The 24,595-nt window shown below is 71.4% G+C and carries 19 protein-coding genes; 7 read left to right on the forward strand and 12 right to left on the reverse strand.

The genetic code is table 11. The features are described 5' to 3' along the window. Positions 1-10: 10 nt before the first annotated feature. From AB0D74_RS20070 to AB0D74_RS20095, 6 genes are all read right to left on the reverse strand, one after another. Entirely contained in the window at positions 11-1,033 is a 1,023-nt protein-coding gene (locus AB0D74_RS20070) for a branched-chain amino acid ABC transporter permease (RefSeq protein WP_362588255.1), read from the reverse strand. Further along, a complete protein-coding gene (locus AB0D74_RS20075) occupies positions 1,030-1,890 on the reverse strand; it encodes a branched-chain amino acid ABC transporter permease (RefSeq protein WP_362588259.1) in 861 nt (286 codons plus the stop codon). The genes AB0D74_RS20070 and AB0D74_RS20075 overlap by 4 nt, the downstream gene beginning before the upstream one ends. Continuing rightward, a complete protein-coding gene (locus AB0D74_RS20080) occupies positions 1,887-2,582 on the reverse strand; it encodes an ABC transporter ATP-binding protein (protein ID WP_362588262.1) in 696 nt (231 codons plus the stop codon). Before AB0D74_RS20080 ends, AB0D74_RS20075 begins: the two co-directional genes overlap by 4 nt. After that, positions 2,566-3,339 (reverse strand): ABC transporter ATP-binding protein, encoded by a 774-nt coding sequence (locus AB0D74_RS20085; RefSeq protein WP_362588265.1) that lies wholly within the window; start codon positions 3,337-3,339, stop codon positions 2,566-2,568. The genes AB0D74_RS20080 and AB0D74_RS20085 overlap by 17 nt, the downstream gene beginning before the upstream one ends. Before the next feature lie 20 nt (positions 3,340-3,359). Further along, entirely contained in the window at positions 3,360-4,559 is a 1,200-nt protein-coding gene (locus AB0D74_RS20090; RefSeq protein WP_362588268.1) for an ABC transporter substrate-binding protein, read from the reverse strand. 244 nt (positions 4,560-4,803) lie between these two features. Further along, entirely contained in the window at positions 4,804-6,420 is a 1,617-nt protein-coding gene (locus tag AB0D74_RS20095) for a helix-turn-helix domain-containing protein (protein WP_362588271.1), read from the reverse strand. 459 nt (positions 6,421-6,879) lie between these two features. Between AB0D74_RS20095 and AB0D74_RS20100 the strand changes: the two genes are divergently transcribed. After that, complete coding sequence (locus AB0D74_RS20100) at positions 6,880-9,795, forward strand: FAD-binding and (Fe-S)-binding domain-containing protein (RefSeq protein WP_362588273.1); 2,916 nt, start codon at positions 6,880-6,882, stop codon at positions 9,793-9,795. A gap of 131 nt (positions 9,796-9,926) precedes the next feature. Here the strand turns inward: AB0D74_RS20100 and AB0D74_RS20105 are convergent, their stop codons facing one another. The 6 genes from AB0D74_RS20105 to AB0D74_RS20130 form a co-directional block, all read right to left on the reverse strand. After that, complete coding sequence (locus AB0D74_RS20105) at positions 9,927-11,441, reverse strand: ferredoxin (RefSeq protein ID WP_362588275.1); 1,515 nt, start codon at positions 11,439-11,441, stop codon at positions 9,927-9,929. A gap of 256 nt (positions 11,442-11,697) precedes the next feature. Next, on the reverse strand, positions 11,698-12,693 hold the full coding sequence (gene hpaD, locus AB0D74_RS20110; RefSeq protein ID WP_362588278.1) for a 3,4-dihydroxyphenylacetate 2,3-dioxygenase: 996 nt from the start codon (positions 12,691-12,693) through the stop codon (positions 11,698-11,700). Beyond that, positions 12,690-14,171 carry a 5-carboxymethyl-2-hydroxymuconate semialdehyde dehydrogenase gene (gene hpaE, locus AB0D74_RS20115; RefSeq protein ID WP_362588281.1) on the reverse strand — a complete coding sequence of 494 codons (1,482 nt, stop codon included), beginning with the start codon at positions 14,169-14,171 and terminating at the stop codon, positions 12,690-12,692. Before hpaE ends, hpaD begins: the two co-directional genes overlap by 4 nt. Continuing rightward, a complete protein-coding gene (gene dapA, locus AB0D74_RS20120) occupies positions 14,168-15,100 on the reverse strand; it encodes a 4-hydroxy-tetrahydrodipicolinate synthase (protein WP_362588284.1) in 933 nt (310 codons plus the stop codon). Before dapA ends, hpaE begins: the two co-directional genes overlap by 4 nt. Then, the gene (locus AB0D74_RS20125; protein ID WP_362588287.1) at positions 15,097-16,521 is read right to left on the reverse strand and encodes a fumarylacetoacetate hydrolase family protein; all 1,425 of its coding nucleotides are present in this window, start codon (positions 16,519-16,521) and stop codon (positions 15,097-15,099) included. The genes dapA and AB0D74_RS20125 overlap by 4 nt, the downstream gene beginning before the upstream one ends. 9 nt (positions 16,522-16,530) lie before the next feature. Then, the gene (locus tag AB0D74_RS20130; protein WP_362588290.1) at positions 16,531-17,535 is read right to left on the reverse strand and encodes a 2-dehydropantoate 2-reductase; all 1,005 of its coding nucleotides are present in this window, start codon (positions 17,533-17,535) and stop codon (positions 16,531-16,533) included. 115 nt (positions 17,536-17,650) lie between these two features. On the opposite strand from AB0D74_RS20130, the gene AB0D74_RS20135 reads away from it, so the two are divergent. The 6 genes from AB0D74_RS20135 (at position 17,651) to AB0D74_RS20160 (ending at position 24,446) form a co-directional block, all read left to right on the forward strand. Then, the gene (locus AB0D74_RS20135) at positions 17,651-19,246 is read left to right on the forward strand and encodes a helix-turn-helix domain-containing protein (protein WP_362588293.1); all 1,596 of its coding nucleotides are present in this window, start codon (positions 17,651-17,653) and stop codon (positions 19,244-19,246) included. A gap of 136 nt (positions 19,247-19,382) precedes the next feature. Further along, positions 19,383-20,162: a class II aldolase/adducin family protein gene (locus tag AB0D74_RS20140; RefSeq protein WP_362588296.1), complete on the forward strand. Its 780-nt coding sequence runs from the start codon at positions 19,383-19,385 to the stop codon at positions 20,160-20,162. Between the two features lie 117 nt (positions 20,163-20,279). Then, positions 20,280-21,620 (forward strand): MFS transporter, encoded by a 1,341-nt coding sequence (locus AB0D74_RS20145; protein WP_362588299.1) that lies wholly within the window; start codon positions 20,280-20,282, stop codon positions 21,618-21,620. Positions 21,621-21,797: 177 nt separating this feature from the next. After that, the gene (locus AB0D74_RS20150) at positions 21,798-22,898 is read left to right on the forward strand and encodes an MBL fold metallo-hydrolase (RefSeq protein WP_362588302.1); all 1,101 of its coding nucleotides are present in this window, start codon (positions 21,798-21,800) and stop codon (positions 22,896-22,898) included. Between the two features lie 365 nt (positions 22,899-23,263). Continuing rightward, a complete protein-coding gene (locus tag AB0D74_RS20155) occupies positions 23,264-23,524 on the forward strand; it encodes a hypothetical protein (protein ID WP_362588305.1) in 261 nt (86 codons plus the stop codon). A 19-nt stretch (positions 23,525-23,543) separates the two neighbouring features. Then, positions 23,544-24,446 (forward strand): sugar phosphate isomerase/epimerase, encoded by a 903-nt coding sequence (locus AB0D74_RS20160; protein WP_362588308.1) that lies wholly within the window; start codon positions 23,544-23,546, stop codon positions 24,444-24,446. The last annotated feature ends 149 nt before the right edge of the window (positions 24,447-24,595 follow it).

The following is a 24,595-nucleotide window of genomic DNA, read 5'->3' on the forward strand; positions in this document are numbered from 1 at the left end:
CCGGGCCTTCCTACGTGCCGTTCACGGATTCCGTCCGCTCCCGGGCGAGCCGTCGTGCCAGTGGCCGCAGCGCGCCGGTGCCGGCGGGCACCAGACCCCGTGGCAGGAAGAGCACCACGAGCACCAGCAGCAGTGCGTAGACGGCGTAGGAGAAGACCTGGGGCGCGTAGTCGGGCATGCCCGGCCGTGCTCCGACCTCGTTCAGCCACTGCAGCAGCACCGTGATGGCGGAGGCGCCGATCAACGGCCCCCACAGCGTGCCCAGTCCCCCCACCACGGCCATGACGACGAACTGGAAGGACACCAGTACGCCGAACGACCCGGGGGCGACGTAGGCGATGAAGAACGCGAAGATCCCGCCGGCCAGCCCGGCGAACGCCGCCGAGAGACCGAAGACCACGAGCTTGTAGCGGCCCACCGGGACACCGGAGGAGGACGCCGCCATCTCGCTGGTGGCCAGCGCGCGCAGCCCACGGCCGGGACGGGAACGCACGATGTTCCGGGTGATCACCATGACCACCACCAGGGCCAGCCAGGCGACCCACGCGTAGCCCCGGAAGCCGCTGATCCGGTGCGAGCCGATCCCGAGGCCGGGGATGCCGCTCAGGCCGATGTCCCCGCCCAGCGAGGACTGCTGCCCGATCACCGCCAGCAGGATGAGCTGGAAGGCCAGCGTCGCGAAGGCGAGATAGTGCCCGCGCAGACGCAGCAACGGCATGCCGACCAACAGGCCCAGCAGTCCCGCCACGAGCGGCGCGCAGGCCAGCCCCAACAGGCTCGGCAGGCCGTGGGTCGCCATCAGCGCCGCGGTGTAGGCGCCCGCGGCGTAGAACCCGCCGTGGCCCAGGGAGATCTGTCCCGCGTATCCGAGCAGCAGGGACACCCCGGTCGTCACCACCGCGGAGAGCAGCAGTTCGGTGTAGACGGTGAGTTGCGAGGTGTCCAGGAGCAGCGGCAGGACCGCGGTGACGACGGCCACCACTGCCACGGCGCCGGTGCCCGCGAGCCTCGCCGGTGTCAGGCGGCCGGTCATGCGACCTCCTCGGCCAGGGCCGGGGTGCGGGCGGCGCGCCACACCATGATGGCGAGCATGAGCACCAGGGCCACCTCGATCTCGTAGGACGCGTCGATGTAGCCCCCGATCATCGACTCGGAGACACCCAGGACGAGCGCGCCGAGCAGTGCCGTCCAGGGGTGCATCAGCCCCCCGAAGATGGCCGCCGCGAAACCGTTGACGGCGAGCTGCGCGTCGGAGTCGAACGACACCGGCTGGATGGGGGTGATCAGGACGCCGGCCAGCCCGCCGAGAACCCCGCCGATCACGAACGCCAGCAGGCCCATCCGGGTGACGTTGATGCCGGACAGCCGTGCCGCGTACGGGTTGGACGAGCAGGCGGTCAGCGCCTTGCCGACGTAGGTACGGCCGAAGAACAGCCCCAGCAGGGCGTAACTGACCACGGCGACGCCGATGATGACGAACAGCTGTCGGTCGACGTGCGCGCCGAGGAGAGTCGTGGAGCCGCGCGCCATCGAGAACGACAACGGCTGGTCGCCGAAGGCGATCACCTCGCCGGCGTAGGCGCCGATGCCGAGGCCCAGGGTGATGATGACCGAGGACAGGGGTGGGGTGCCGGGCTTGCCGATCGCGATGATCCCGATGAGCAGTCCCAGTGCGCCGGCCACCGCCAGGGCCACCACTTCCGCGGCGCCGTGCGGGAGACCGTGGCTCAGCAGTGACGCCGTGGCCATGCCTCCCACGACGGCGAAGGTGCCTTGGGCGAAGTTGACCACGCGGGTGACCCGGTGGATCATCACGAAGCCGCTGGCGACCAGGGCGTAGGTGCAGCCGATCGCGATGCCGGACACCAGATAGGCAAAGAAGGAACTCATTCCGCCGTTCTCTCCAGGTGAGTCTCCGTGTCGGAGCCGGTGATGCCGCCGAGGTAGGCGCGCGCGACCTCCGGGCTGCGGGCGAGTTCCCCGCTGGGCCCGTCCGCGACGATCCGTCCCGACTCGATCACGTAGGCCCGCTGACACAGGTCGAAGGCGAGCCTGGCGTTCTGTTCGATGAGCAGGATCGCCGTGCCCTGCTCGGAGTTGAGTTGGGTCAGGTGGCGAGCCAGGTCCGCGACCACGATGGGCGCGAGGCCCAGCGACAGCTCGTCGATCGCGAGCACGTCGGGGTCGGCCATGAGCGCGCGGCCGACCGCCACCATCTGCTGCTGCCCGCCGGACAGCGTCCCGGCCGGTTTCCGCCGCATGTCGGCGAGGACCGGCAGGACCTCGTAGACGCGCCGCGGATCACGGTTGCGGGAACGCCAGGCGCCCAGCCGCAGGTTGTCCTCCACGGACAGGTCGGCGAAGAGCTGCCGGCCCTCCGGCACCTGCGCGAGCCGTCCGTCGACACGGATGGTGCCGGCGGCCGGTTTCACGATGCCGGACAGCGCGTTCACGAGGGTCGACTTGCCGGCCCCGTTGGGACCGACGAGGGCGACCATCTCGCCACGGGCGACCCGGAGGCTGACGCCGTCGAGGGCGACCGCCGACCCGTAACGGACGACGAGGTCATCGACGTGCAGCATCGGAGCTCTCCTGACCGAGGTAGGCGGAGACGACTCGCGGGTCGCGGCTCACGGCTTCGGGCGTGCCCTCCGCGATGACCTTGCCGAGGTCGAGGACGGTGATCCGGTCCGCGAGGCTCATCACCATGCTGACGTCGTGCTCGATGAGGAGCATCGTGATGCCCTTGTCGTGCAGCTGACGGAGCAGGTCGGCGAGTATCTGCCGTTCCCCGAGCCGTAGTCCGGAGGCCGGCTCGTCGAGCAGCAGCAGATCCGGCCGGCCGCACAGGGCGCGCGCCACCTGAAGCCGACGCTGCTGGCCGAGCGGGAGGGACTCGGCGGAGACGTCGGCGAAGTCGGCCATCCCGACCTGCTCCAGAGCCTCCCTGGCGCGCTCGGCGATCAGCCGCTCCTCGCGCCGGTGGCCCGGCAGCCGCAGCGCCGCCGCGACGAATCCGTGGTGGGTCCGGGCGTGTGCCCCGACCATGACGTTCTCCAGGGCGGTCATCCCGTGGAAGAGGCGGGCGCCCTGGAAGACGATGGCGACGCCGTCCCGGGCACGGCGGTGGGGAGCCGTGCCCGCGAGGGACTTGTCGCGATAGGTGATCCGGCCACGGGTGGGTGCCAGGTGTCCGCTGATCAGGTTGAACAGCGTCGACTTGCCCGCCCCGTTGGGGCCGATGATCCCGCGCAACTCGCCCTGCGGCACCGACATGGTGACGTCGTTCACGGCGAACACGCCGCCGAAGGACCGCGCCAGGTTCTCGGTTGTGAGCATGTGTCTGGTCTCCTGCCCGATCAAGGCGTCAGGCTGGCCTTGAGCTGCACGGTGGTCCAGTCCGTCGGGACGATGTGGCCGCCCTTGATCGTGTTGACGGCGACCTGATCGACCCCGAGACCCGCGTGATCGCCCGAGGTGTACTTGTACGTGCCCACAGGGGTCTGGAGGGTCATGGTGTCGAGCGCGGCTGCGATCTTCTTGGGATCGGTGCTGTCGGCCTTCCTGATGGCCGCCGCGATGAGCTGGACGGCGTTGTAGCCGTCGAACGCGAACCCGGGCGGGTAGGAGCCGTTGGCCTTCTGGAACGGCTCCGCCATCTTCAGCGCGGCCGTCTTGACTCCGGACGTCGGCAGGTCGTTGCCGATGACGGCGAGCGAGCTCGCCAGGATGATGCCCTCACCCGCGGCGCCCACCGGCTCCGTGAACAGGGAGCTGGCCTCGGCGTGGCTGTACACGAGCTTCATGCCGCCCATGCCCGCGCCGGCGAACTGCTTCGCGAGGATGACCGCCGGCGCGCCGGTGGCCCACACCATCAGACCCTTGGCGCCGCTGCCCCGCACGTGCTGGAGGACGGACGTGAAGTTGGTCTGGGTGGTGGTGAACGTCTCGGCGTCCACGAAGTCGATGCCGTACCGGGCGGCCTTCGCCTTCATGTCCTCCCAGCCCGTCTTGGCGAAGGCGTTCTGGGTGTCGTAGGCGACCGCCATCTTCGTCATGCCGCTTGCCTTGAAGTACTTCAGCAGCTGTTCGGAGACCGCCCCCGCGGTGAGCGGCGTCATGTAGATGTAGGGGGAGGGCGGTTGCACCTGCTGGTCCACGGCGGCGGTCGAGACGTAGGGCACCTGCCGCTGCTTCGCCAGCGGCTCGACGGCGAGGGCCGCGTTCGAGACGGGCGTCCCGACGAACGCGACGGCGCCGCCGCTGACCAGGTTGTTGAAGCCGGTGATGGCCTGCTGGGGGTCGCTCTCGTCGTTCTTGACGGTGATGTGCAGCTTCTTGCCCAGGACGCCGCCGGCGGCGTTGATCTGCTGGACGGCGAGGGCGGCTCCGAGCTTGTCGTTCTGGCCGAGCGGGGTGAAGTTCCCGGTCAGCGAGGCGATCTGGCCGATCTCGATGGTGCCGCCGCTGCTGCCGGATCCTCCGCCCGAGCCGGCGCAGGCGGTGGCGGTGAGGGCGAGCATCGCACCTATCGCGGTGAGACGTCTGTTGTGCGGCATGAGTGCATCCTCCACTTGAACATGTCCGGTTCACCGGCGCCCGAAGAGCGAATGGTCACGGCTCGGCGCGGTCACGGAAGGCGAGGGGTGACTTGACTTGTCCCGCAATGCCCCTCGCTGGGGTGCACCAAGAATGGCCGCTGCCACTGCTGTTGGCCATGGTGGATTCACTCATCGGACCAGGTGAACCTGGTGGTTTTGCACAAGTGCCGCACCGCGCCCGTCGGACGCCGTGAACGCGTCGTCAGTGCCGGAGCCGGAGGCGGAGCCAGAGCAGCAGTGCCTCGTCGGGGTCGTGAAGGTCGATGCCGAAGAGTTCCCCCGCGCGCTTGATGCGGTAGCGCAGGGTGTTGGGGTGCACGTACATCTCGGCGGATGCCCGGGTGCTGTCGCCCAGACACCGCAAGTACGCGTAGACGGTGCGGGTGTAGTCCGTGCCGTTGCGTTCGTCGTGCTCCCGCATCGCCTCCAGCGCGTAGAGCTGCACGGCGTCGAAAGCGTCGAGGTCGGCGCGGAGCCGCAGGAAGAAGGATTCCGCGCGCACCTCCTGGAAGTCCGCGACGGCGTGGTCCTGCCCGCGGTGGGCCAGCACGTCGAGGGCGGCGTCGGCCTCCTGGCGTGAACGTTGCACCGCGGACAGGACGGGCGCGTGGCCGCCGATCCCGGCGCGCAGCCTGACCCCCAGCATGACCCGGATGCGTTCCAGGACACTGCCCGCCAGTTCTCCGCCCACCACGCCGGCCGCCGACGGGTCGGCCGGCAGCAGCGAGTAGACCACTCCGTCGAGTTGGACGGTGCTCGCCCTGAAGTGCTGGACCTGTGCGCTGCTGGTGATCAGCTCGATGATGTGCGCCATGTCGGGTTCGCTGACATCGGTCTCGGTCTCCGCGTGCTCGAAGGCGACGACGACGAATCCGGTGCCGTGCGAGTCGAGCGAGCCGGCGTGCGGCAGGTCCTCGCCCTGGAGGGCGCCGCGCAGCGCCTGTTCACGGGCCCGGCGAGCCATGTCGCGTGAATTGCGGTGCCGCAGCAGGCGCAGCGCCGCGAGGTCCGCGGCATCGCGCAGCGTCCGCTCCTCCTCCGCTCCCAGACTGCTGTCGGCGTCGATGACCCAGAGGGATCCCAGCATGACGCGACCGGCGAGGATGCCGACGGCGACGCGAGGCAGAGCTCCGTGCCCGGTGAACCGCACGGGCTGGGGCCGCTGCCGCAACCGGGGGTCGGCGTGCAGGGGTTGGAAGGCCTCCGGTACCTCCCGGCCGAGAATTCCCTGGCGCCGCACCTCGTCGGTGGGCTGACCGGAGACCGTGGAGTAGGCGATGATCCGGTAGCGGTCGTCCATGATCGCCACCGCGCCGCGCAGCTGGGCGGCGGTCGCGTTGGCGAGGTCGAACAGGTCGTCCCATTCTCCGCCGTCGCCGCCTGTCGCGGTCTGTCCGGACCGGGTCGCGAGCACCGCCGACAGGAGGGTGTCCAGATGGCGCCAGTTCGCCTCGTCGTCCGCCGCCAACAGGGCGATGCCCTGCTCCCGGGCGAGGGCGCGCAACCCGGCCGGGTCCTCCCCGTGGAGCTTGACCACCAGGGCGGTGCACCGGGCGCGGGCGGCCATGTGGAGGGCTGCCTCGGCCTCCGGTGAGGCGGGATGGATGCCGATGCCGAACAGCATCGTGTCCGGGGCCGCGCTGACCGCGTGCGGCGGATCGAGGATCTCCAACTCGGTCACCGGGACGTCCAGTCCGAGAGGGGTCTCGAGCGCCCTCAGCAGGGTGTCGCCGACCGCGTCCAGCAGGGAGGCGAGCGTCGCCGAAGCCGGCATTTCCGCGCCCGGCTTCTCCGCGGCACCTGTCTCTGATCGGGCCATGCTCACTCCTGCCAGGGGCGGCGGGTTTGTGTCATTGCTCCAACAAACCCCGCGCTCTTGAGTGAAAGCAACATAGCAGCAGGGGAAAGCGGGAGACACACTCGAACAACCGCATTCCGCACCCGTCCACGAGGAGCTCGATGACCGCGGTGAGCAGTGTCGGCACCACGATCGAGAGGTACGAGCGCTGCGTCCACGGGACAACCACGGCCCTCGTCCTCGACCGTCGGTCCTTCTCCCGGTGAGCCCTGCCGCCCAGTTCCCGCACGTCGGCTTCAACGGAAGGGTGTCGCGGGCCACGAACGCCGAGCCGGGCGATTCGCCCGCCCGGGCACCGCGCGGACGCCCCAGCCGCCCGGCGGCCCCCGCTCCGACCGGGGCTCACGAGGCCCACCGGGGGCCCAGCCGACGTACCGACCCGCGACCACCGGCCGGCACGCACATCTCAGGAGACACGACATGAAGAAACTGGCCCGGCTGCGTGCCGCGCTGCCCACCGGTCGGGACACCGGGGGAGCGGAGGGCGCTCCCGTCGCCACCCCGCAGTGGCTGCGTGAGGGGCTGACCGCAGTGGTCGGAGCGGAGCAGGTGCTGTCCCGTCCCACCGACCTCGCCCGCTACGCCTCCGACGCAAGCCCGTACCGCTACCTGCCACGCGTCGTCGTGATGGCGCGCGACGCGGCGGATGTCGCGGCCGTACTGGCCTTCGCCGGCCGCCACGATCTGCCCGTGACCTTCAGGGCCGCGGGGACCAGCCTCAACGGCCAGTCCCAGGGCTCGGGCATCCTGGTGGACGTGCGCCGGCACTTCGCCGGCGCCGTGGTCGAGGAGGACGGCCGGATCCTCCGCGCCCGTCCGGGGACCGTGATCGCACGGGCCAACGCACAACTCGCGCGGCACGGCCGGATGCTCGGCCCCGACCCCGCCAGCAGCGCCTCGGCCACCATCGGCGGCGTCGTCGCCAACAACGCCAGCGGGATGTCGTGCGGGGTGGTGCACAACGCCTACCACACGGTGCGGTCCCTGCGCGTCGTCCTCGCCTCGGGCACCGTCGTGGACACCGCCGACCCCGCGGCCGACGAGCACCTGGAACGCGCCGAACCCGCCCTCGTCCGCGAGCTCATGGCCATCAAGAAGGAACTGGAGGCCGACCCGGCGCTGTGCGACCGGATCGGGACCAAGTTCGCCATCAAGAACACGAACGGCTACCGCCTCGACGCCTTCCTGGACGCCGACACCCCCGCCGGGATCCTGCGCGGACTCATGGTCGGCTCCCAGGGCACGCTCGGCTTCCTCGACGAAGTCGTCCTCGACACCGTTCCTTTCGGCCGCCACCACGCCACCGCGCTGCTGCGCCTGCCGAGCCTGCACGACGCGGCTGCCCTCGTCCCCGACCTGGTCGAGGCCGGTGCTCACGCCGTCGAGCTCCTGGACGCCCCGTCCCTGCGCTCCACCGCCGGCGTCTCGGGAGCCCCCCGCTGGCTCGCCGAACTCACCGAGGACGCGGAGGACGCCGCACTGCTGGTCGAGTTCCGGGCCGCCGACCTGGACGACCTGACTGTCCAGCAGACGCGTGCCGAGGCGGTCCTGGCCGGCTCCACCGCCCCCGTGACGGGGCAGTTCACCCGAGACTCGGCCACCGCCGGCGCCTACTGGCGGGTCCGCAAGGGCCTGCTGGCCGCCGTCGGCAGCACCCGCCCCCCGGGCACCGTGCTGCTGGTGGAGGACGTCTGTGTCCCCCCGGACCGGGTGGCCGACGCCGCCCGCGACCTGTTCCTGCTCCTTCAGCACCACGGGTTCGCCTCGCCCATCGCCGGGCACGCCTCCGCGGGGAACCTGCACTTCCCGCTCATGCTCGACCCCTCCGCACCCGAGGACGTGCGCCGTTACCGCACCTGCATGCAGGCTCTCGCCGACCTGGTGCTGAACACCTACAACGGTGCCCTCAAGGGCGAGCACGGCACGGGACGGAACATGGCGCCGTTCGTCACCCAGGAGTGGGGAAGCACCGCCGTCGCACTCATGTGGCGGCTCAAGGCCGCCCTCGATCCGCGCGGCATCCTCAACCCCGGCGTGATCCTGGACCAGGACCCGGACGCGAACGTCCGCAACCTCAAGACGCTGCCCCCGGTCGATCCGGCCCTGGACCCGTGCATCGAGTGCGGCTTCTGCGAACCGGCCTGCCCCAGCCACGACCTGACCACGACACCCCGCCAACGCATCGTGCTGCAAAGGGAGATGGCCCGGCACCGGGCCGACTCCCCGCTCGTGCTCTCCCTCACCCGGGACTACGCCTACGACGCCGTGGACACCTGCGCCGGGGATTCGAGCTGCGCGGTGAGCTGTCCGGTCGACATCGACACCGGCGCCGCGATGAAGAAGCTGCGGCACGCCGGACACGGCCCCCTCGCCGAACGCTCGGCCACCTGGGCCGCACGCCACTGGGCAGGTCTGGAAGGGGGTGCCCGGGTCGCCGTAGGCCTCGCCCGGCGCACCGCGGACATCGTGGGGGACGCGCCGCTGCGCGCGGTCACCGCCGCCGCCCGTGGCGTGCTCGGCACCGAACTGATCCCCGCCTGGCTGCCCGAGATGCCGCAGGCCGCACCGAAGCGGTTCCCTGCCACCCGCCGGCAGCAGGCGCACGCCGTCTACGTACCCGCCTGTGTCAACCGGATCTTCGGCGCCCCCTCGGGAGAGAGCGGGCCGACGGTGGTGCAGGCCCTCGTCACGCTCGCGGAACGGGCCGGCCGACCACTGTGGATCCCCGCGGACGTGGCGGGCACCTGCTGCGGCACCATCTGGCACAGCAAGGGCTACGAGAAGGGGCACGCCGCCATGGCGGGGGTGCTCGTGGAGCGGCTGTGGCGGTGGAGCGACGAGGGACGCGTGCCGGTCGTCATGGACGCCTCCTCCTGCTCGCTCGGCGCCCTGCGCGACGTGGTGCCCCACCTGAGCCCGGCCGACCGGGACCGCCACAGCCGGCTGTCCGTCCACGACGCCGTCGACTGGGCGCAGCGGGAACTGCTGCCGCATCTCACGGTCACCGAACGAGTGCCGACCGCGGTGGTCCACACCACCTGCTCGATGCAGCAGACCGACCACGGCTCGGCGCTGAAGGCCGTCGCACAGGCGGTCGCCGACAGCGTTGTCCAGCCGATCGCCGAGTCCTGCTGCGGGTTCGCCGGCGACCGCGGCTTCCTGCACCGGGAACTGACGGAGAGCGCGACCGCACCCGAGGCGGAAGAGGTCGGGCAACTCGACGCCCAGGCCCATCTCAGCGCGAACCGCACCTGCGAGATCGGCCTCCACCATGCCACCGGGGCGGCGTACACCTCGGTCATCCAGCAGCTGGAGCGAGCCACCCGGCCGGTTTGACGCGGTAGCACACGCTGCCGGGCAGCGCACACGCTGCCCGGCAGGGGTACGGCGGCCATCGCTCCCGCAGGGGCGAGACGCGGAGCGGGGTATCCGGGGCGGCCGGGCACCCCCCCGATGCGCTGCGCCTGTCAGACTCTTTCGACCCGAAGGGCAAGTGTCGGGCACCGTCGCACCGCGAGTCGCGCTCGCGCGGCCAGACGTGGCGGGACCGCCGTGGTGGACAGAACCGGATAGCCGTCCTGCTCCATCCGGATCAACTCCGGGACCACGTCGGCGCACAGCGCGTGTCCGTCGCACAGCGTCCAGTCCATCGTGAACCGTTCGGCCGTCTGCGCCGCCTGCGGCCCATTCGACAACGGCAAGGCGCCCCACACCCGCCGCCCGCAGCCGCTCCCCAGCGCATGCGCCGCCAGGTCGTCCGAGAACGTCGACAGCGCCGACAGGACGAACGTCGCCGACCTGTCCGGATGCGAACACCCGGGCCGGCCCCGGACCGCGGCCACCTGCTCCCGCAGCCGGTCCCGCACCGGAGCACCACCGTCGTGTACGACATCGTCCAAGGCCGTCGCGAGCGCCGACAGCCCCCGGAAGCAGGGCACGCAGTGCGAGACCCTCTCCGCAGCCAGCCAGTGCGCCGCTCGCGCCACCTCTCCCAGCGGGCACGTCTCCTCGGGTACCCGCGTCACGGAGCCCGCTCCGAACACGGCGCCCGCCGCCTCGATTCCGCGGCGCGACATCAGCGCGGTGTCGGCCGCCCGGCGGGTCAGGAAGGCTCCGGCGTAGCCGCCGAGCAGCACCCCTTGTCCGGCGTCCGTTCCACAGCGTTCCAGCAGGGTGGCCAGGGGCGCTCCGAGCGGCGCCTCCACCACCGTCTGCGCGGGCCCCTTGGCGCCCGACGCATGCGCGGTCACCGTCGCGAGGAAGGTTCCCGGTTCGTCCCGCTGCCCGATCGCGCCGAATCGCGCCGCGCCCATCCGGGCCGCGACCGCGAGTTGCGCCCATGTCTCCGTGTTCGAGCGGAGCGTCGGCACCCCGTCGAGGCCGCCTAATGGGGCGTCCCCCACTCCGTCGGGGAAACGTTCCTGCGACTGCGTCACCCGAACCTCGGGTCCCCGGGCGCGTCGCCGCGGCTGCCGCTCGGTGACCGCGGCCTTCATCGCCGCCGCTGCCGCCGGGTGGGACACCGCGATCACCACCTGCTGGGCGCCGAGCACCTGCGCGGTCAACAGGGCGCCGTCCAGGACCAGATGGGGCGCGCGGCGGAGCAGCACCTGGTCCTTGCGGCAGGACGGGTCGTCCTCCACCGCGTCGACGACGACGGCCGTGGTCAGTCCGCTTCGCCGGGCCGCGGCCATGACGGCGCGCAGCTTCCGGTGGAAGGGGGAGCCTGCAGTGCCGCGCTCCCACAGGGCGATCCGCTCGGTGAGCGCGAGCAGATCGTGAAGTCCGAACTCGCCAGGGTCGGGGAGCGGGCCGTGTGCCGTCAGGTGGGCGCTGTGGTCCAGACGGTCTTGGGCGCGTCTCGGCCGCAGGCCTGCGGTCAGGCGTGTGGCGTCGAGGCCCAGGGAGAGGACGGCCGGGACGGGATCAGGCGCGGCGGCCCGGGCGCGGCGCCGCGCGAACGGCGGGGTCACCAGGGCCACCACGCGGACGGCAGGGGCACCTCGACGGCGTCCGGGAACAAGGCCGGTGCCCCGAGACCGGCAAGGAGCCGATCGCACGGGACGGCGAGCGGCACCGCCGCCACGGGACACAGGAGCCGTGCGCTCGCAACGGCGTGGAGGGGCAAGGGGGGTCCTTCATGCAGAACGGGACGAACATGTCCCAGGTGTGGTGGGAACCGACTCGGCGGTGCGGTGCGCGTGGGGGAGGCACCACCGCCCGCCCGCCGGGCCGGCGTCAGCCGAGACCGTCGGCGCCGACCTGTACGGCCGACTCGTCGAGCAGACCGTCGGCCACCGGCTGGAGAGCGCCGTCCAGGCCGAGGACCGGAGTGGCCTCCTTGTACCAGGACTCGATGACGGCGTTGCCCCAGAAGTCGCGGCGGCGGTCGTCGTGGACGTTCCAGCGGTACGTCTCGTGGTCCGGGTCGCCCGTGTAGTAGTCGGAGGTGTAGATCTCCACGCGGTGGCCGTCCGGATCCCGCAGATACAGGTAGAAGGCGTTGGAGACGCCGTGCCTGCCCGGTCCGCGCTCGATGTGGTGCTCCTTGCGCACCGAGCCGAACAGGTCCGCGGCGCGCAGGACTTGGTGGGACTCGTGGGTGGCGACGCCGAGGTGGTGCAGGCGGGGTCCGGGGCCGCAGGTGAAGGCGACGTCGTGGACGGTCTGCTTGCGGTACATCCAGGCCGCGTACAGCTCGTGCCCGTCGCCCTCGATGGTCTCCGAGCAGCCGAAGCCCAGGGACTTGTAGTGGGCGTAGGCGGCGGGGATGTCGGGGGTGCAGATGTTGAAGTGGTCCAGGCGGGCTATCTCCGCGCCGTGGCGCAGGTCGTAGCGCTGGATGAGGCGTTCGGCGCGCTCGATGTCGTGGAAGAACTCGACCGGGAAGCCGAGCGGGTCCACCACCCGCACCGCGTCACCGATTCCGGGTGTGCCCTGGCCCCGCTTCAGGCGTTTGACCGGACGGTCCAGTTCGGTGAAGAACTGCTCCGCCCTGTCGACGTCCTCCGGGGTGCGCACCCGGTAGGCGATGTGGTCGAGAGCGGCCTGCTCGCCCCGCCGCAACACCAGGGAGTGGTGGGTGAGCTCGTCGGTGCCGCGCAGACAGAGGGTGCCGGGATCCTCGTACTGGACGTGGAAGCCGAGCATGTCGACCCAGAACCAGCGGGCCGCGCCGAGATCGGTGACGGCCAGCTGGGCGTAGACGGAGCGGACGACATCGGGCGCGGTCATGAGCCGGCCCCGAAGCGGGGGGTGTGCACATGGCCGAGGGCCACGTGCACGATCTTCGACTCGGTGTAGAAGTCGATGGAGTGGGCGCCGCCCTCGCGGCCGACGCCGGACGCCTTGACCCCGCCGAACGGGGTGCGCAGGTCGCGCACGTTGTGGGAGTTGAGCCAGATCATGCCGGACTCGACGGCGTGGGCGATGCGGTGGCCGCGCTTGAGGTCGGAGGTCCAGAGGTACGCGGCCAGCCCGAACCGGGTGGCGTTGGCCAGCTCGATCGCCTCGGCCTCGCTGTCGAAGGGAGCGACGGCGACGACCGGGCCGAAGATCTCCTCCTGGAAGATACGGGCCTCGCGCTCGACGTCGGCGAAGACCGTCGGCTGGAGGTAGTTGCCCTTGGCGAGATGGCCGGGGCGGGTTCCGCCGGCGACCAGCTTCGCCTCCTTCTTGCCGATCTCGACGTAGTTCAGGACGCGTTCGTAGTGCTCGGGATGGACGAGTGCGCCGACCTCGGTGGCCGGGTCGGCGGGCAGGCCCACCCGGACGTTCGCCGCCCGCTCGGCCAGCCGGCGGGTGAACTCCTCGTACAGCGGACGCTCGACGAGCACTCGTGAACCGGCCGTGCATCGCTCGCCGTTGAGGGAGAACACCCCGAACACGACGGAGTCCAGGGCGGCTTCCACGTCGGCGTCGGCGAAGACGACCGCCGGGGACTTGCCGCCCAGTTCCATCGAGGTGGTCTTCAGGTGCTGGGCGGAGGAGCGGATGATGTGCCGGCCGGTGTCGGTGGACCCGGTGAAGGAGATCAGCGGCACGTCCGGATGGTCGACCAGGGCCTGGCCGGCCTCCTCGCCGATACCGTGGACGATGTTGACCACGCCCGCGGGCACGCCTGCCTCCGCGAAGATCTCCGGCCACAGGGAGGCGGACAGCGGCGTCCACTCGGCGGGCTTGAGCACGAGCGTGCAGCCGGAGGCGAGCGCCGGGGCCAGCTTCCAACTCTCCAGCATGAACGGGGTGTTCCATGGCGTGATCAGCCCGGCGACCCCGACCGGAGTGCGCACGACGTAGGAGAACTGCTCTTCGCCCTGCCGGAAGGCCTCCTCGCCGAGCGCGACGATCACGTCCGCGAAGTAACGGAAGTTCTCCGCCGCCCGGCGCGCCTGGCCCTTCGCCTGGGTGATGGGCAGCCCGGTGTCGTACGTCTCGAAGGCGGCCAGCCGGTTGTGCCGGGCTTCGACGGCGTCCGCGATCCGGTACAGCACGCCCGCGCGCTCGCGGTTCGGGATACGGGACCAGGCCGGGAAGGCGGCCCGCGCGGCGGTGACGGCCCGGTCGACGTCGGCCGCCGCACCGCGCGCGGCCTGTGCGTACACGGTGTTGGACACCGGATCCGAGACGTCGAACGTGCGGCCGTCGGCCGCGTCGACGAGGTCGCCGCCGATCCAGTGCCGGATGGCCGAGGGCAGGTTCGCGGGGGTCACCGGCCGGCTCCGATCTGTGCGGTGAGGTCGCCGCCTTCGGCGAGCAGCGTGCGGACCTTCGTCAGGCCCGCGTCGGTGGGGGTCGTCAGCGGCGGGCGGACGTGCGGGGAGGAGATGCGGCCCTGCTGCGCGAGCACCCACTTGGCGGGTGCCGGGTTGGTCTCGACGAACAGCAGGTCCACCAACGGGTGCAGCCGGTAGTGCAGGTCACGGGCTCCGTCGAAGTCCCCGGCCTCCCAGAGCTCGTACATCCGCGCCACCGCGCCCGGTGCCAGGTTGGCGACGGCGGAGACGAAACCGGCCCCGCCGAGGGCGAGCAGCGGCAGGCACAGCAGCTCGATGCCGGACCACACCAGAAGGGAGCGTCCGCAGGCGTGCAGGATGCGGGAGAAGTGCTCGAAGTCCTTGGTGGTCTCCTTCACCCCGACGAAGTTGTCGAAGTCGGTGAACAGCCGCTTGACCGTCTCAGGGGCGATGTCCACGGCCGTGCGCGAGGGCACGTTGTAGGCGACGATCGGCAGGTCCCGGAACTCCCGGGCCACCGTCGCGTACCACTGGTACAGCGCCTCCTGGGTGGGCCGCGCGTAGTACGGCGTGATGACCAGGGCCGCATCGGCACCCAACTCGTGGGCGGCGGCGGTGAGTTCCATGGTCTCGCCGAGCTTGTGGGAGCCGGTTCCGGGCAGGAACGGCACGCGGTCGCCGATCACCTCCACCGCCGTGCGCATGCCGGCGATCCGCTCCGTGACGCTCTGCGCGCTCGGCTCACCGGTGGATCCGCCCAGGGAGATCCCGTGCGAGCCGTTGTCCAGCTGGAAGCGGATCAACGCGGCGAGGCTGTCGTGGTCGACTTCTCCCTCGTCGGTGAACGGCGTCACGACGGGGGCGATGGACCCGCGGATGACCGCCGGATCACTGCGGAACTTCACTGTGAGTCTCCCTTGCACCAGTTCTCATAGGCGTCCCGCCAGGCCGGACCCAGCGGATACAGACCGTCGACGCTCTCGCCCGCGGTCACCTGCTCGGCGATGAACCGCTCCTGCCGCTCCTGCTCCCGGCAGCCGGCGACCAACTCGGCGGCCAGCTCAGGGGGTACGACGACCACGCCGTCCGCGTCGCCCACGATCAGGTCACCGGGCTGGACGAGGGCGCCGCCGCAGGCGATCGGCACGCCGGTGTCCCAGGGCACGTGGCGGCGGCCGAGGACGGACGGATGGGCGCCGGCCGCGTAGACCGGCAGGTCCAGGTCGGCGACGGTGGCACTGTCCCGGACCGCGCCGTCGGTGACGACCCCGGCGGCACCCCGCATCGCCGCCCGCAGCGCGAGGATGTCGCCGAGCGTGCCCGCAGTCGCGTCGCGCCGCGCGTCCATGACGAGGACGTGGCCCGGGCGCAGTTCCTCGACCGCCCGTTTCTGCGCGTTCATGCCGGTGCCGTACCGTGCGAACAGGTCCTCGCGCAGCGGCAGATACCGCAGGGTGTGGGCGACGCCGACCAGGTTCGCCGAGGCCGGCCGCAGCGGTCGTACACCGTCGACGGACATGTGGGGCATCCCGTGGGCGCGCAGTTGGGCGCTGAGCGTCGCGACCGCCACCGAGGTGAGCCCTTCTCCGAGGGCCGGGTCCAGCAACGGGAGGGCGGTGCCGTAGGCGGCATCGCGCTCGGCCGGATCCACCCGGGGCATCGCGCCGAACGGCTCCAGCGAGGGCCCGGCGATGACCGGGTTGGCCAGTCGTCCGGTCGACAACTCGCCCCCGGTGACCTCGACGTCGACCGTGTCGCCGGGTGAGACCACCGAGGCGCCGGCCGGGGTACCGGTCAGGATCACGTCCCCGGGTTCCAGCGTGACCAGCCGGGAGAGGTCGGCGACCAGCTGCCCGAAGGGGAACAGCAGCGTGTCGGTCGTGTCGTCCTGGACCAGCTCGCCGTTGACCCAGGTCCGCAACCGCAGGGCGGCGGGGTCGAGTGCGGCGGCGTCCAGCAGACGGGGCCCGATCGGCGTGAAACCGTCCGCTCCCTTCGAGCGGAGGTTGGAGCCGCGGTCCGCGTACCGGAGGTCGTACACGCCCGCGTCGTTGGCGGCGGTCACCCAGCGGACGTGCGACCAGCCGTCCTCCGGCGCCACGTGCTGTGCGCGGGAACCGATGACGAGGGCGATCTCGCCCTCGAAGCCCAGGAGTTCGCAGCCGTCCGGCCGGACGATCGGCTCGCCCGTGCCGGACAGCGACGAGGGCGGCTTGAGGAAGTAGGAGGGGTGGGCCGGGGCCCGTCCGCGTTCCCTGGCCCGGCTGGGGTAGTTCAGGTGAACGGCGATGATCTTCGACGGGGGAGTGCCCAGGGGGTGTGGCACGGAACTCCTTCAGGTGCCGGGCGTCCGGGCGTGGCCGCGGACGCGCTCGCGCAGGGCGAGCAGGCCGTGCACGGTGTCGAGGGAAGGGGAGGGGACGCCGGTGTGACGCGCGAGTTCGCGTACGGCACCCACGACGGCGTCGAGTTCGAGGGGGCGCCCGCGGTCCGCGTCCTGCAGCATCGAGGTCCGGAACGCGCCGAGCTCGCGGGCGACGGTCAGCCGCTCGTCCGCCGTCATGGCGCTGTCTATGCCCAGCGCGGCGCCGACGGCCGCCGTCTCCTCGAACATGACGGCACACAGCCGGCGTGTGTCGGGGTCGTCGAGGATGTCCAGGACGGTGGCGCCGGTGAGCGCGCTGACGGGGTTGAGGTTGACGTTGCCGAGGAGCTTCTCCCAGATGTCCCGGCGGACGTCCGCGGCGGGTTCCGGGCGGACGGAGCCCGCGGACAGCGCGGTGACGCACCGTGTGACACGGCTGGAGACTCCCCCCGCGGGATCGCCGATGATCAGCCTCGTACCACTGACACGGGTCACCCGGCCCGGGCTGTCGACGACACTGCTGAAGTGCGCGACCCCCGCCATCACGCGCTCGGCGGGCCGCAGGGCCAGCAGCTCTCCGTCGGGGTCGACCGAGCGCAGGACATGGCCGGCCTTGGAGTACTCGACAGTGGACAGCAGCCACCAGGGCACTCCGTTGGCCACGACGAGGACGTCCGCACCGCGATCGATCCACGCCCGCACGGAGCGGGCCGCCGACAGCAGGTGCTGGCTCTTGACGGACAGGACCACCAGATCCGGGACGGGCAGCCGCCAGGCGTCGTACGCCGTGCGGAACCAGTGGCGGTGCTCGGTTCGCGCCACCCGGTCGCGCAGGGCGAGCCCCCGCGCGGCGATCGCGTCGAAGTGCGGGCCGGGCCTGCCGAGGAGGGAGACCTCGGCGTCCGACGCGGCGAACGCCCCGGCGAGGGCGGCGCCGACGGCACCCGGGCCGACGATGGTGATCCGTTGTCCCATGGCAGCGAGCATGCGCTGCGGCGTCATCCACGACAATGTCGGTATCTACACTCGCGGTCGTCCTCTGATGTAGATTCCGCCATCGCTTCATTTCTCACGTGCGGGAGGACCCCGTATGACCGCCATGCTCCTCGAACAGCTCGTCGTCGCACTGCAGGACGATGTCGTCAGCGTGCTGTCGGAGGGTACCGAGGCCGAACCGCGGGTTGTCGGCGTCGAGTTGCTGGACTCTCCCGAGGTCGTGCGGGCGACCGCCTCCCGCCATCTGCTGCTCGGCGTCGGCGTGGACATCGAGGATCCCGATGCGATGGACACCGCCCTTCGGACGGCGGCGGACACGTCGTGCGCGCTCGCCGTCAAGTGCGCTCTTCCCGCGCGGGACGCCCTGCTCGCCCGGATCCGCTCCACCGGGGTGCCCGTACTCGCCGTCAATCCGCAGATGCCGTGGACGCGTGTCCAACGCCTGGTCACCACCGTGCTGACGGCGCGTGCGGTGGATTCCGAACCCGACGGCGCACGGACGGGAGGTGATCTGTTCTCCCTGGCCAACGCGGTCGCCGGCATCGTCGGGGGAGCGGTGGCGATCATGGACACGCAGCAGATCATCGTCGCCTACTCGAACCTGCCCGACCAGCCCATCGACGACATCCGGCGGCAGGGGATCCTGGGGCGCCGGGTGCCCGAGGACGCGATCGCCGATCACCTGGACCGCAAGGTGTGGACGAGCGAAACGGTCGTGCGCCACCAGAGGTCGGGAAGCCTGCCGCGCATGGCCGTGGTCATCCGGGCGGGCGAGGACGTGCTCGGCTCCCTGTGGGCCGCGTTCCCCGACGACACCTCGGTCCCGGACTGCGGGCCCACCTTGCAGGAGGCGGCCCGGGTGGCGGCCTTACACATGCTGGCGCTGCGCCGCCAGGTCGACGCCGAGCAGGAGAGCCGGGACCGTGCCCTGCGCTCCGCGCTGGAAGGCCGGTCGGGGCAGAGCGACCTGCCCGGCGGCGTCCGCCTCCCCGGTGTCCTGGTGGGGCTGAGCGAGGCAGCCCGCGAAGGCGGCGAAACAGGCGACGCGGGCTCGGCGGCCCGGCGGCACGCCGCTCTGCTGCGGCTCGTCGACCTCGCCGTCCTCGACAGCCGCTCCCTCGGCTACGAACCGGCGGCGGCCCTGCTCGGCGAGCATGTCTACGTCCTGCTGCCCGCCGCCGGTTCGGGGCGGGTGTCCACCGGTGTGCTGCTGGACCACCTCCTCGACCGGGCCCGGCACAGCCTGCACCGCTCGTTCGTCGCGGTCGGCTCACCGACCGTGGGCGCGCTCTCGCCCCTGCTCAGGGCCCGCCGCGACATCGACGCCGCCCTCGACCACCTCCGGGAGCGGTGCGCGGATCCGGGTGCGTACCGCACCGAGGACCTGCGGCCGGAGCTGGTGCTGCGGCGGCTCGTACGCGCGGTACGCGACGACGGGGAACTGCGCACCGGCATCGTGGAACGGCTGCGGGCGCACGACGCCGAGCACGCCACCGAGTACGCGGCCACCCTGCTCGCGTATCTCCGGCACTTCGGTGACGTCGTCGCGGCCAGCGGTGCGCTGCACATCCACCAGAACACACTGCGGTTGCGGCTGCGCCGGGCCGAGGAACTCTTCGGGGTGTGGCTCGCCGACCCGACGCGACGTCTCCTGCTGACTCTGGAACTGACGGCGCTGACCCAGCCTTAGTGTCGGATCGCACAGTGCGCGAGCGCTTTTGATGGCGGCCTCGACATTGGCTGCCCACGGCTCGCGCACCCATGCTCCTGCACACCGAGGTACGCCTCCCCCCAGCGGCGACACCCATGGATCAAGGAGCACGGCAGTGACCGTTCTGGACCTCCCCACGAGCACGAAGAAGCCTGCCGGCATGAAGGAGGCCGAGTGGCAGACGCGGCTCGAACTGGCGGCCTGCTACCGGATCTTCGACCACCTCGGCTGGGTCGAGATGATCTTCAATCACATCACCGTGCGGGTGCCGGGCGAGGACGGGCACCTGCTCATCAACCCGTTCGGCCTGATGTACAACGAGGTCACCGCCTCGAACCTGGTGAAGATCGATCTCGACGGAAACCTGCTGTCCGACTCCGACTGGCCCGTCAACGAGGCGGGACTCCTGATCCACTCCGTGATCCACGCCGGCCGGCCCGACGCCCACTGCATCATGCACACCCACACCACCGCGGGCACGGGCGTCGCCTGCCTGCGCGGCGGACTGGACCCGGACAACTTCTACGCCGCCCAACTGCACGGCATGGTCGCCTACCACGACTTCGAGGGCGTCACCGTGGACCCCGAGGAGAAGCCACGCCTGGTGGCCGACCTCGGCGAGCGCAACCTGATGATCCTGCGCAACCACGGCCTGCTCGCACTCGGCCCGACCCTGCCGGCCGCCTTCTCCGCCCTGTGGACGCTGCAGCGGGCCTGCGAGATCCAGCTGGCCGCCCAGTCCTCCGGACAGCCGCTGATGCCGGTGACGTCGGAGGCCGCGGTGCGCTCGACCAGGGAGTCCTTCCAGATGGGCGACCGTACCCAGGCGGGGCGGACGCTGTTCACCGCGCTGCGTCGGCGTATCGACCGGATCGCCCCGGACTACGCCGCCTGACGCGGGAGCCGAACCCTTCCCGATCCCCACTCCCCACTGCTCACCCCCCACCCCCACCCCCCACTGCTCCCCTCTCCGCTCCGGGTCGACGATGACCCGCTGACGATCGGACCAGCCATGTCCCAGCCCTCAACGGCAACAGGCCGCCAGCACCGCACGGTCGCGCTGGCAGCCATGGCGGGCACCACCATCGAGTGGTACGACTTCTTCATCTACGCCCTGTGCACCGGCCTGGTCTTCGGCAAGGTGTTCTTCGCGGGATTCGGCGAGGACTCGCTGATCATCTCCTTCGCCACCATAGGCATCAGCTTCTTCTTCCGTCCGGTCGGCGCCGCTGTGGCCGGCCACCTCGGCGACCGACTGGGCCGCCGCGCGATGCTGATCGCCACCCTGGTGCTGATGGGCGTGTCCACCACCCTCATCGGCCTGGTGCCCACCCGGGACTCCATCGGTGTGACCGCCCCGGTCATCCTGGTCTTCCTGCGCATCCTGCAGGGCATGTCCGCCGGCGGGGAGTGGGGCGGCGCCGCGCTGATCTCCGTGGAACACGCCCCCACCGGCAAGCGCGGCAGGTTCGGCGCCTTCCCCCAACTCGGCGCGCCCCTCGGCCTGCTGCTCGCCAACGGCGTCCTCGCCCTGATCACCGCCCTCACCACCGACGAGCAGTTCCTCTCCTGGGGGTGGCGCATCCCCTTCCTGCTCAGCGTCGTCCTCGTGGCCGCCGGCTTCGTCATCCGCCGCCGGGTCGAGGAGAGCCCCGTCTACCAGGAGCTGAAGGACACCGGCGACCGCGCCCGCACCCCGCTCGCCACGCTCTTCCGCCACCACTGGCCCCTGGTCGTCGCCGGGGCCCTGCTGTTCGCCGCCAACAACGCCGTCGGCTACATGACCACGGGCGGCTACGTGCAGGCCTACTCGGTCAACCACCTCAAGATCGACCCCACCACCATCCTGATCTGTGTCATGATCGCCGCCGTCGGCTGGCTGGCCAGCACCCTGGCCGGCGGCATCTGGTCGGACCGGATCGGCCGCATCCGCGTCTACCGCATCGGGTTCCTCATCCAGCTCGCCTGGATGTTCCCGTTCTTCGCACTGCTCAACACCGCGAACACGGGCCTGATCGTGCTCGGCCTCGTCCTCTACAGCATCGGCCTGGGCCTGACCTACGGCCCGCAGTCCGCCCTGTTCGCCGAGCTGTATCCGACCGCCGTCCGCTACAGCGGCGCCGCCCTGTCCTATGCCCTGGGAGCCGTCCTCGGCGGTGCGTTCGCCCCCATGATCGCCGAAGCCCTCCAGACCAGCACCGGCACCGTCTACTCCGTCGGCGTCTACCTCGCGGCCGTCACCCTCGTCGGTCTCACCGTCACGTTCTTCCTCAAGGAACGCCGGGACACTCCCCTCACCACCTCCGACGCGCCCGCCGAACGGCACGACGAACAGACCACCGTCACCGCCTGAGGGACCGCTGACCGCCCGGAGGACTCCGCCGGGCAGCTGGAGGCCCGCCCCCACAGTCATAGGTGATATATCAACTACGTGTTTCCCCCTCGGACGAACGGGCCGAGGGGGGAACGCCTCTCCGCACCCCGCATGGGCCCCCGATCCCCGTCCCTCTCCAGCCAGGAGCCACCCCTCATGACCGATCCGACGGCCGACACGCCCCCGCCGGCGCCCTCCGAAGGCCCCCGTCACAAGTCCCTCACACGCCGCCGCCTCTGGCAGTTCGGCGCCGCCGCAGCGGTCTCCGCCGGTGCGGCGTCGCTCCTGCAGGGGCAGTTCGCCGGTGCCGCGACCGCCACCACGTCGCAGGACTACTTCGACCGTGCCGCCAAGCTGGCCGGCGACAACCCGATTCTCGCCGACCTCATCACCGCGCTCACGTCCGGTTTCACCGTCCCGCACCCCACCGCACCGAACCCGATGAAGATCTTCGACGACGTCGCGGTGCTGAGCGTCGGCTGGGTGTCCGCCACGGCGATCCTCACCTCCGGCGGAATCATCCTGATCGACTCGCTCACCTCCCCGGGCGACGCCCAGAACACCATCGTGCCCGGACTGCGGGCCCTCGGGGCGGACCCGTCGACGATCAAGTACGTCGTCGTCACCCACGCCCACGGCGACCACTTCGGCGGTGCCCAGTACCTTGCCGACACCTACGGCGCCCGCGTGCTGATGTCACCGACCGACTGGACCACCCTCGCCACCACCAACCCGGCCAACGCCCCCACCCGGGACCTGGACATCTCCGACGGCCGGCAACTCACCCTGGGCGGCACCACGGTCACCCTCCACTACACCCCGGGCCACACCCCCGGCACCGTCTCCCCGGTCTTCCCCGTCCACTGGCAGGGCACCGCACACACCGCCATGCTCTGGGGCGGCACCAACCCGCCCACCGCCACCACCGACAAACAGACCTACCTCGCCTCCGCCCAGAGCTTCGGTTCCCTGATGAGGCGGGCCGGTGTCGACGTCGAACTCAGCAACCACCCGTTCTGCGACTACGGCCTGGAACGCATGCAGGAGCTGATCAGCACGCCGGACGCCGCCGACAACCCGTTCATCGTGGGCACTTCCGACGCCCAGCTCTTCATGCAGGTCATGCGGGCCATGGTGAACGGCCGCATCCTCCAGGACCAGGAGTTCGCCGACTCCGCCGCTGCCGGCACCGCCACCACCACGGTGGTGGCGTCGGCCGCGACGACCGTGCGCCGGGCCGGCGGCTGCGACTGCTGACGGCCGGGGCTCTCTGACCCTGCGTCAGGGAGGGACCTGGTCCCGAGGCGGAACCTGACCCACGGGGTTTCGCCTCGTCCCCGGTCAGGGTGCCGAAGCGGCCTGGCCGCCGCGGTCCTCTCGCGTGGGAGACTGTTGCGTATGACGACCGGCGTGGGGGGTTCGCGGATCCAGAGGAAGGGTAGGGGCTCCGGCCGGATGCCCACGATGCAGGACATCGCCGACCATCTGGGGGTGTCCCGTCAGCTTGTCTCGCTGGTGCTGAGAGGCGTGGCCGGGCCGAGCGCGAGAAACCCGGTCACGCCCAGCTCGCCCGGGTCCGGCCCGACGGCGGCGACCTGGAGCAGCTCACCTTCGACGAGCGGGTGAACTGGTTCCCGCACATCGCCCCGACCGGTGACGTCGCCGTCTACCTCAGCTACCCCCCGGGCACCACCGGACACCCCGCCGACCTGCCCGTCGAACTGCGCCTGGTGTCGGTCGGCGCCTGGCGAAACCCCACGACACTGGTCGCGCTCGAAGGGGGCCAGGGCACGATCAACGTGCCCAGCTGGGCCCCGGACGGCTCGGCCTTCGCGTTCGTCGACTACCCCTACGACCAGCAGAGCGATCCGGCCAGCCGGTGACCCGGAAAGGACTCTTCGCGTGACCCTCGCACGCCGTACCGCGATCAACCCGCTGCCCTGGATCCTGGGCGAGGCCGGATACCGGCTCGACCGCGCCGTCCTGGCGGACGCCATGACCGAGCTGTCCGCCGTCGGCTACACGCACCTCACCATCGAACTGCCGCCCGAGACGAGTCCCGCGGAGTACGGCAGGCTCCTGGCCGACCACGACTTCGCACCCGCGCCCGGGTACTTCTCCGCCGCCTTCCACGACCGCGACCGCCACCGCGAGGCCGTCGAGGGGATCAAACGGCACGCCCAGGCCCATCTCGAACTCGGCGTCGACAGCGCCTTCATCGCCGCCGACCTGCTGCCCGAGCGCATGACACGGCCCGCCGTCGGCGCCGGAGCGGACGCCGACCGCACGCTGGTCGTGGCCGAGGGCCTCGCCGCCGCGGCCGAGGCGGCAGCCGCCGAGGGCGTGCGCTACGGCCTGCACCCGCACGTCGGCACGGCCGTCGAAGTCGAGCAGGAGGTCCGTACGGTGCTGGACGCCACCGCGGGCAGCGCACTCCGGTTCGGCCCGGACACCGGCCACCTGCGCTGGGCGGGCGCCGTACCCGAGAAGCTGATCGCCGACTACGCCGACCGCGTGCTCGACGTCCATCTCAAGGACGTCGACGCCCGGGCGGCGGACGGCGCGCGAGAGCGCCGGGAGGACTACATGGTGGCGACCGGCGGCTCGAAGGTGTGGACCGAACCCGGACGCGGCGCGATCGACTTCGACGCCGTCCTCGCGGCGCTCCCCGACGCCTTCGACGGCTGGTTCGTCATCGAGGTGGACGTGCCGAACCTCGGCACCCCCGCCGAGAGCAGCGCCGCCTCCCTGGAGTTCCTGCGCCGGCACCCCTACTTCACGGCCGGATCCGCGAGCGCCGGGTGAGCGCTCGGTCCTGACCGCTCCGGATGGCGGTCATCGGCACCGGCACGATCGCGGGCCGCGCACCTGCGCGCAGCCCGCGACCCCGGTGCCGAGGCCGTCGGCGTCCTGGGGTCACGCGCCGAGCGGTCCCGGGAAACGGGAGGCCGGGG

It is taken from the genome of Streptomyces sp. NPDC048278 (assembly GCF_040652195.1).
Classification (GTDB): Bacteria; Actinomycetota; Actinomycetes; order Streptomycetales; family Streptomycetaceae; genus Streptomyces.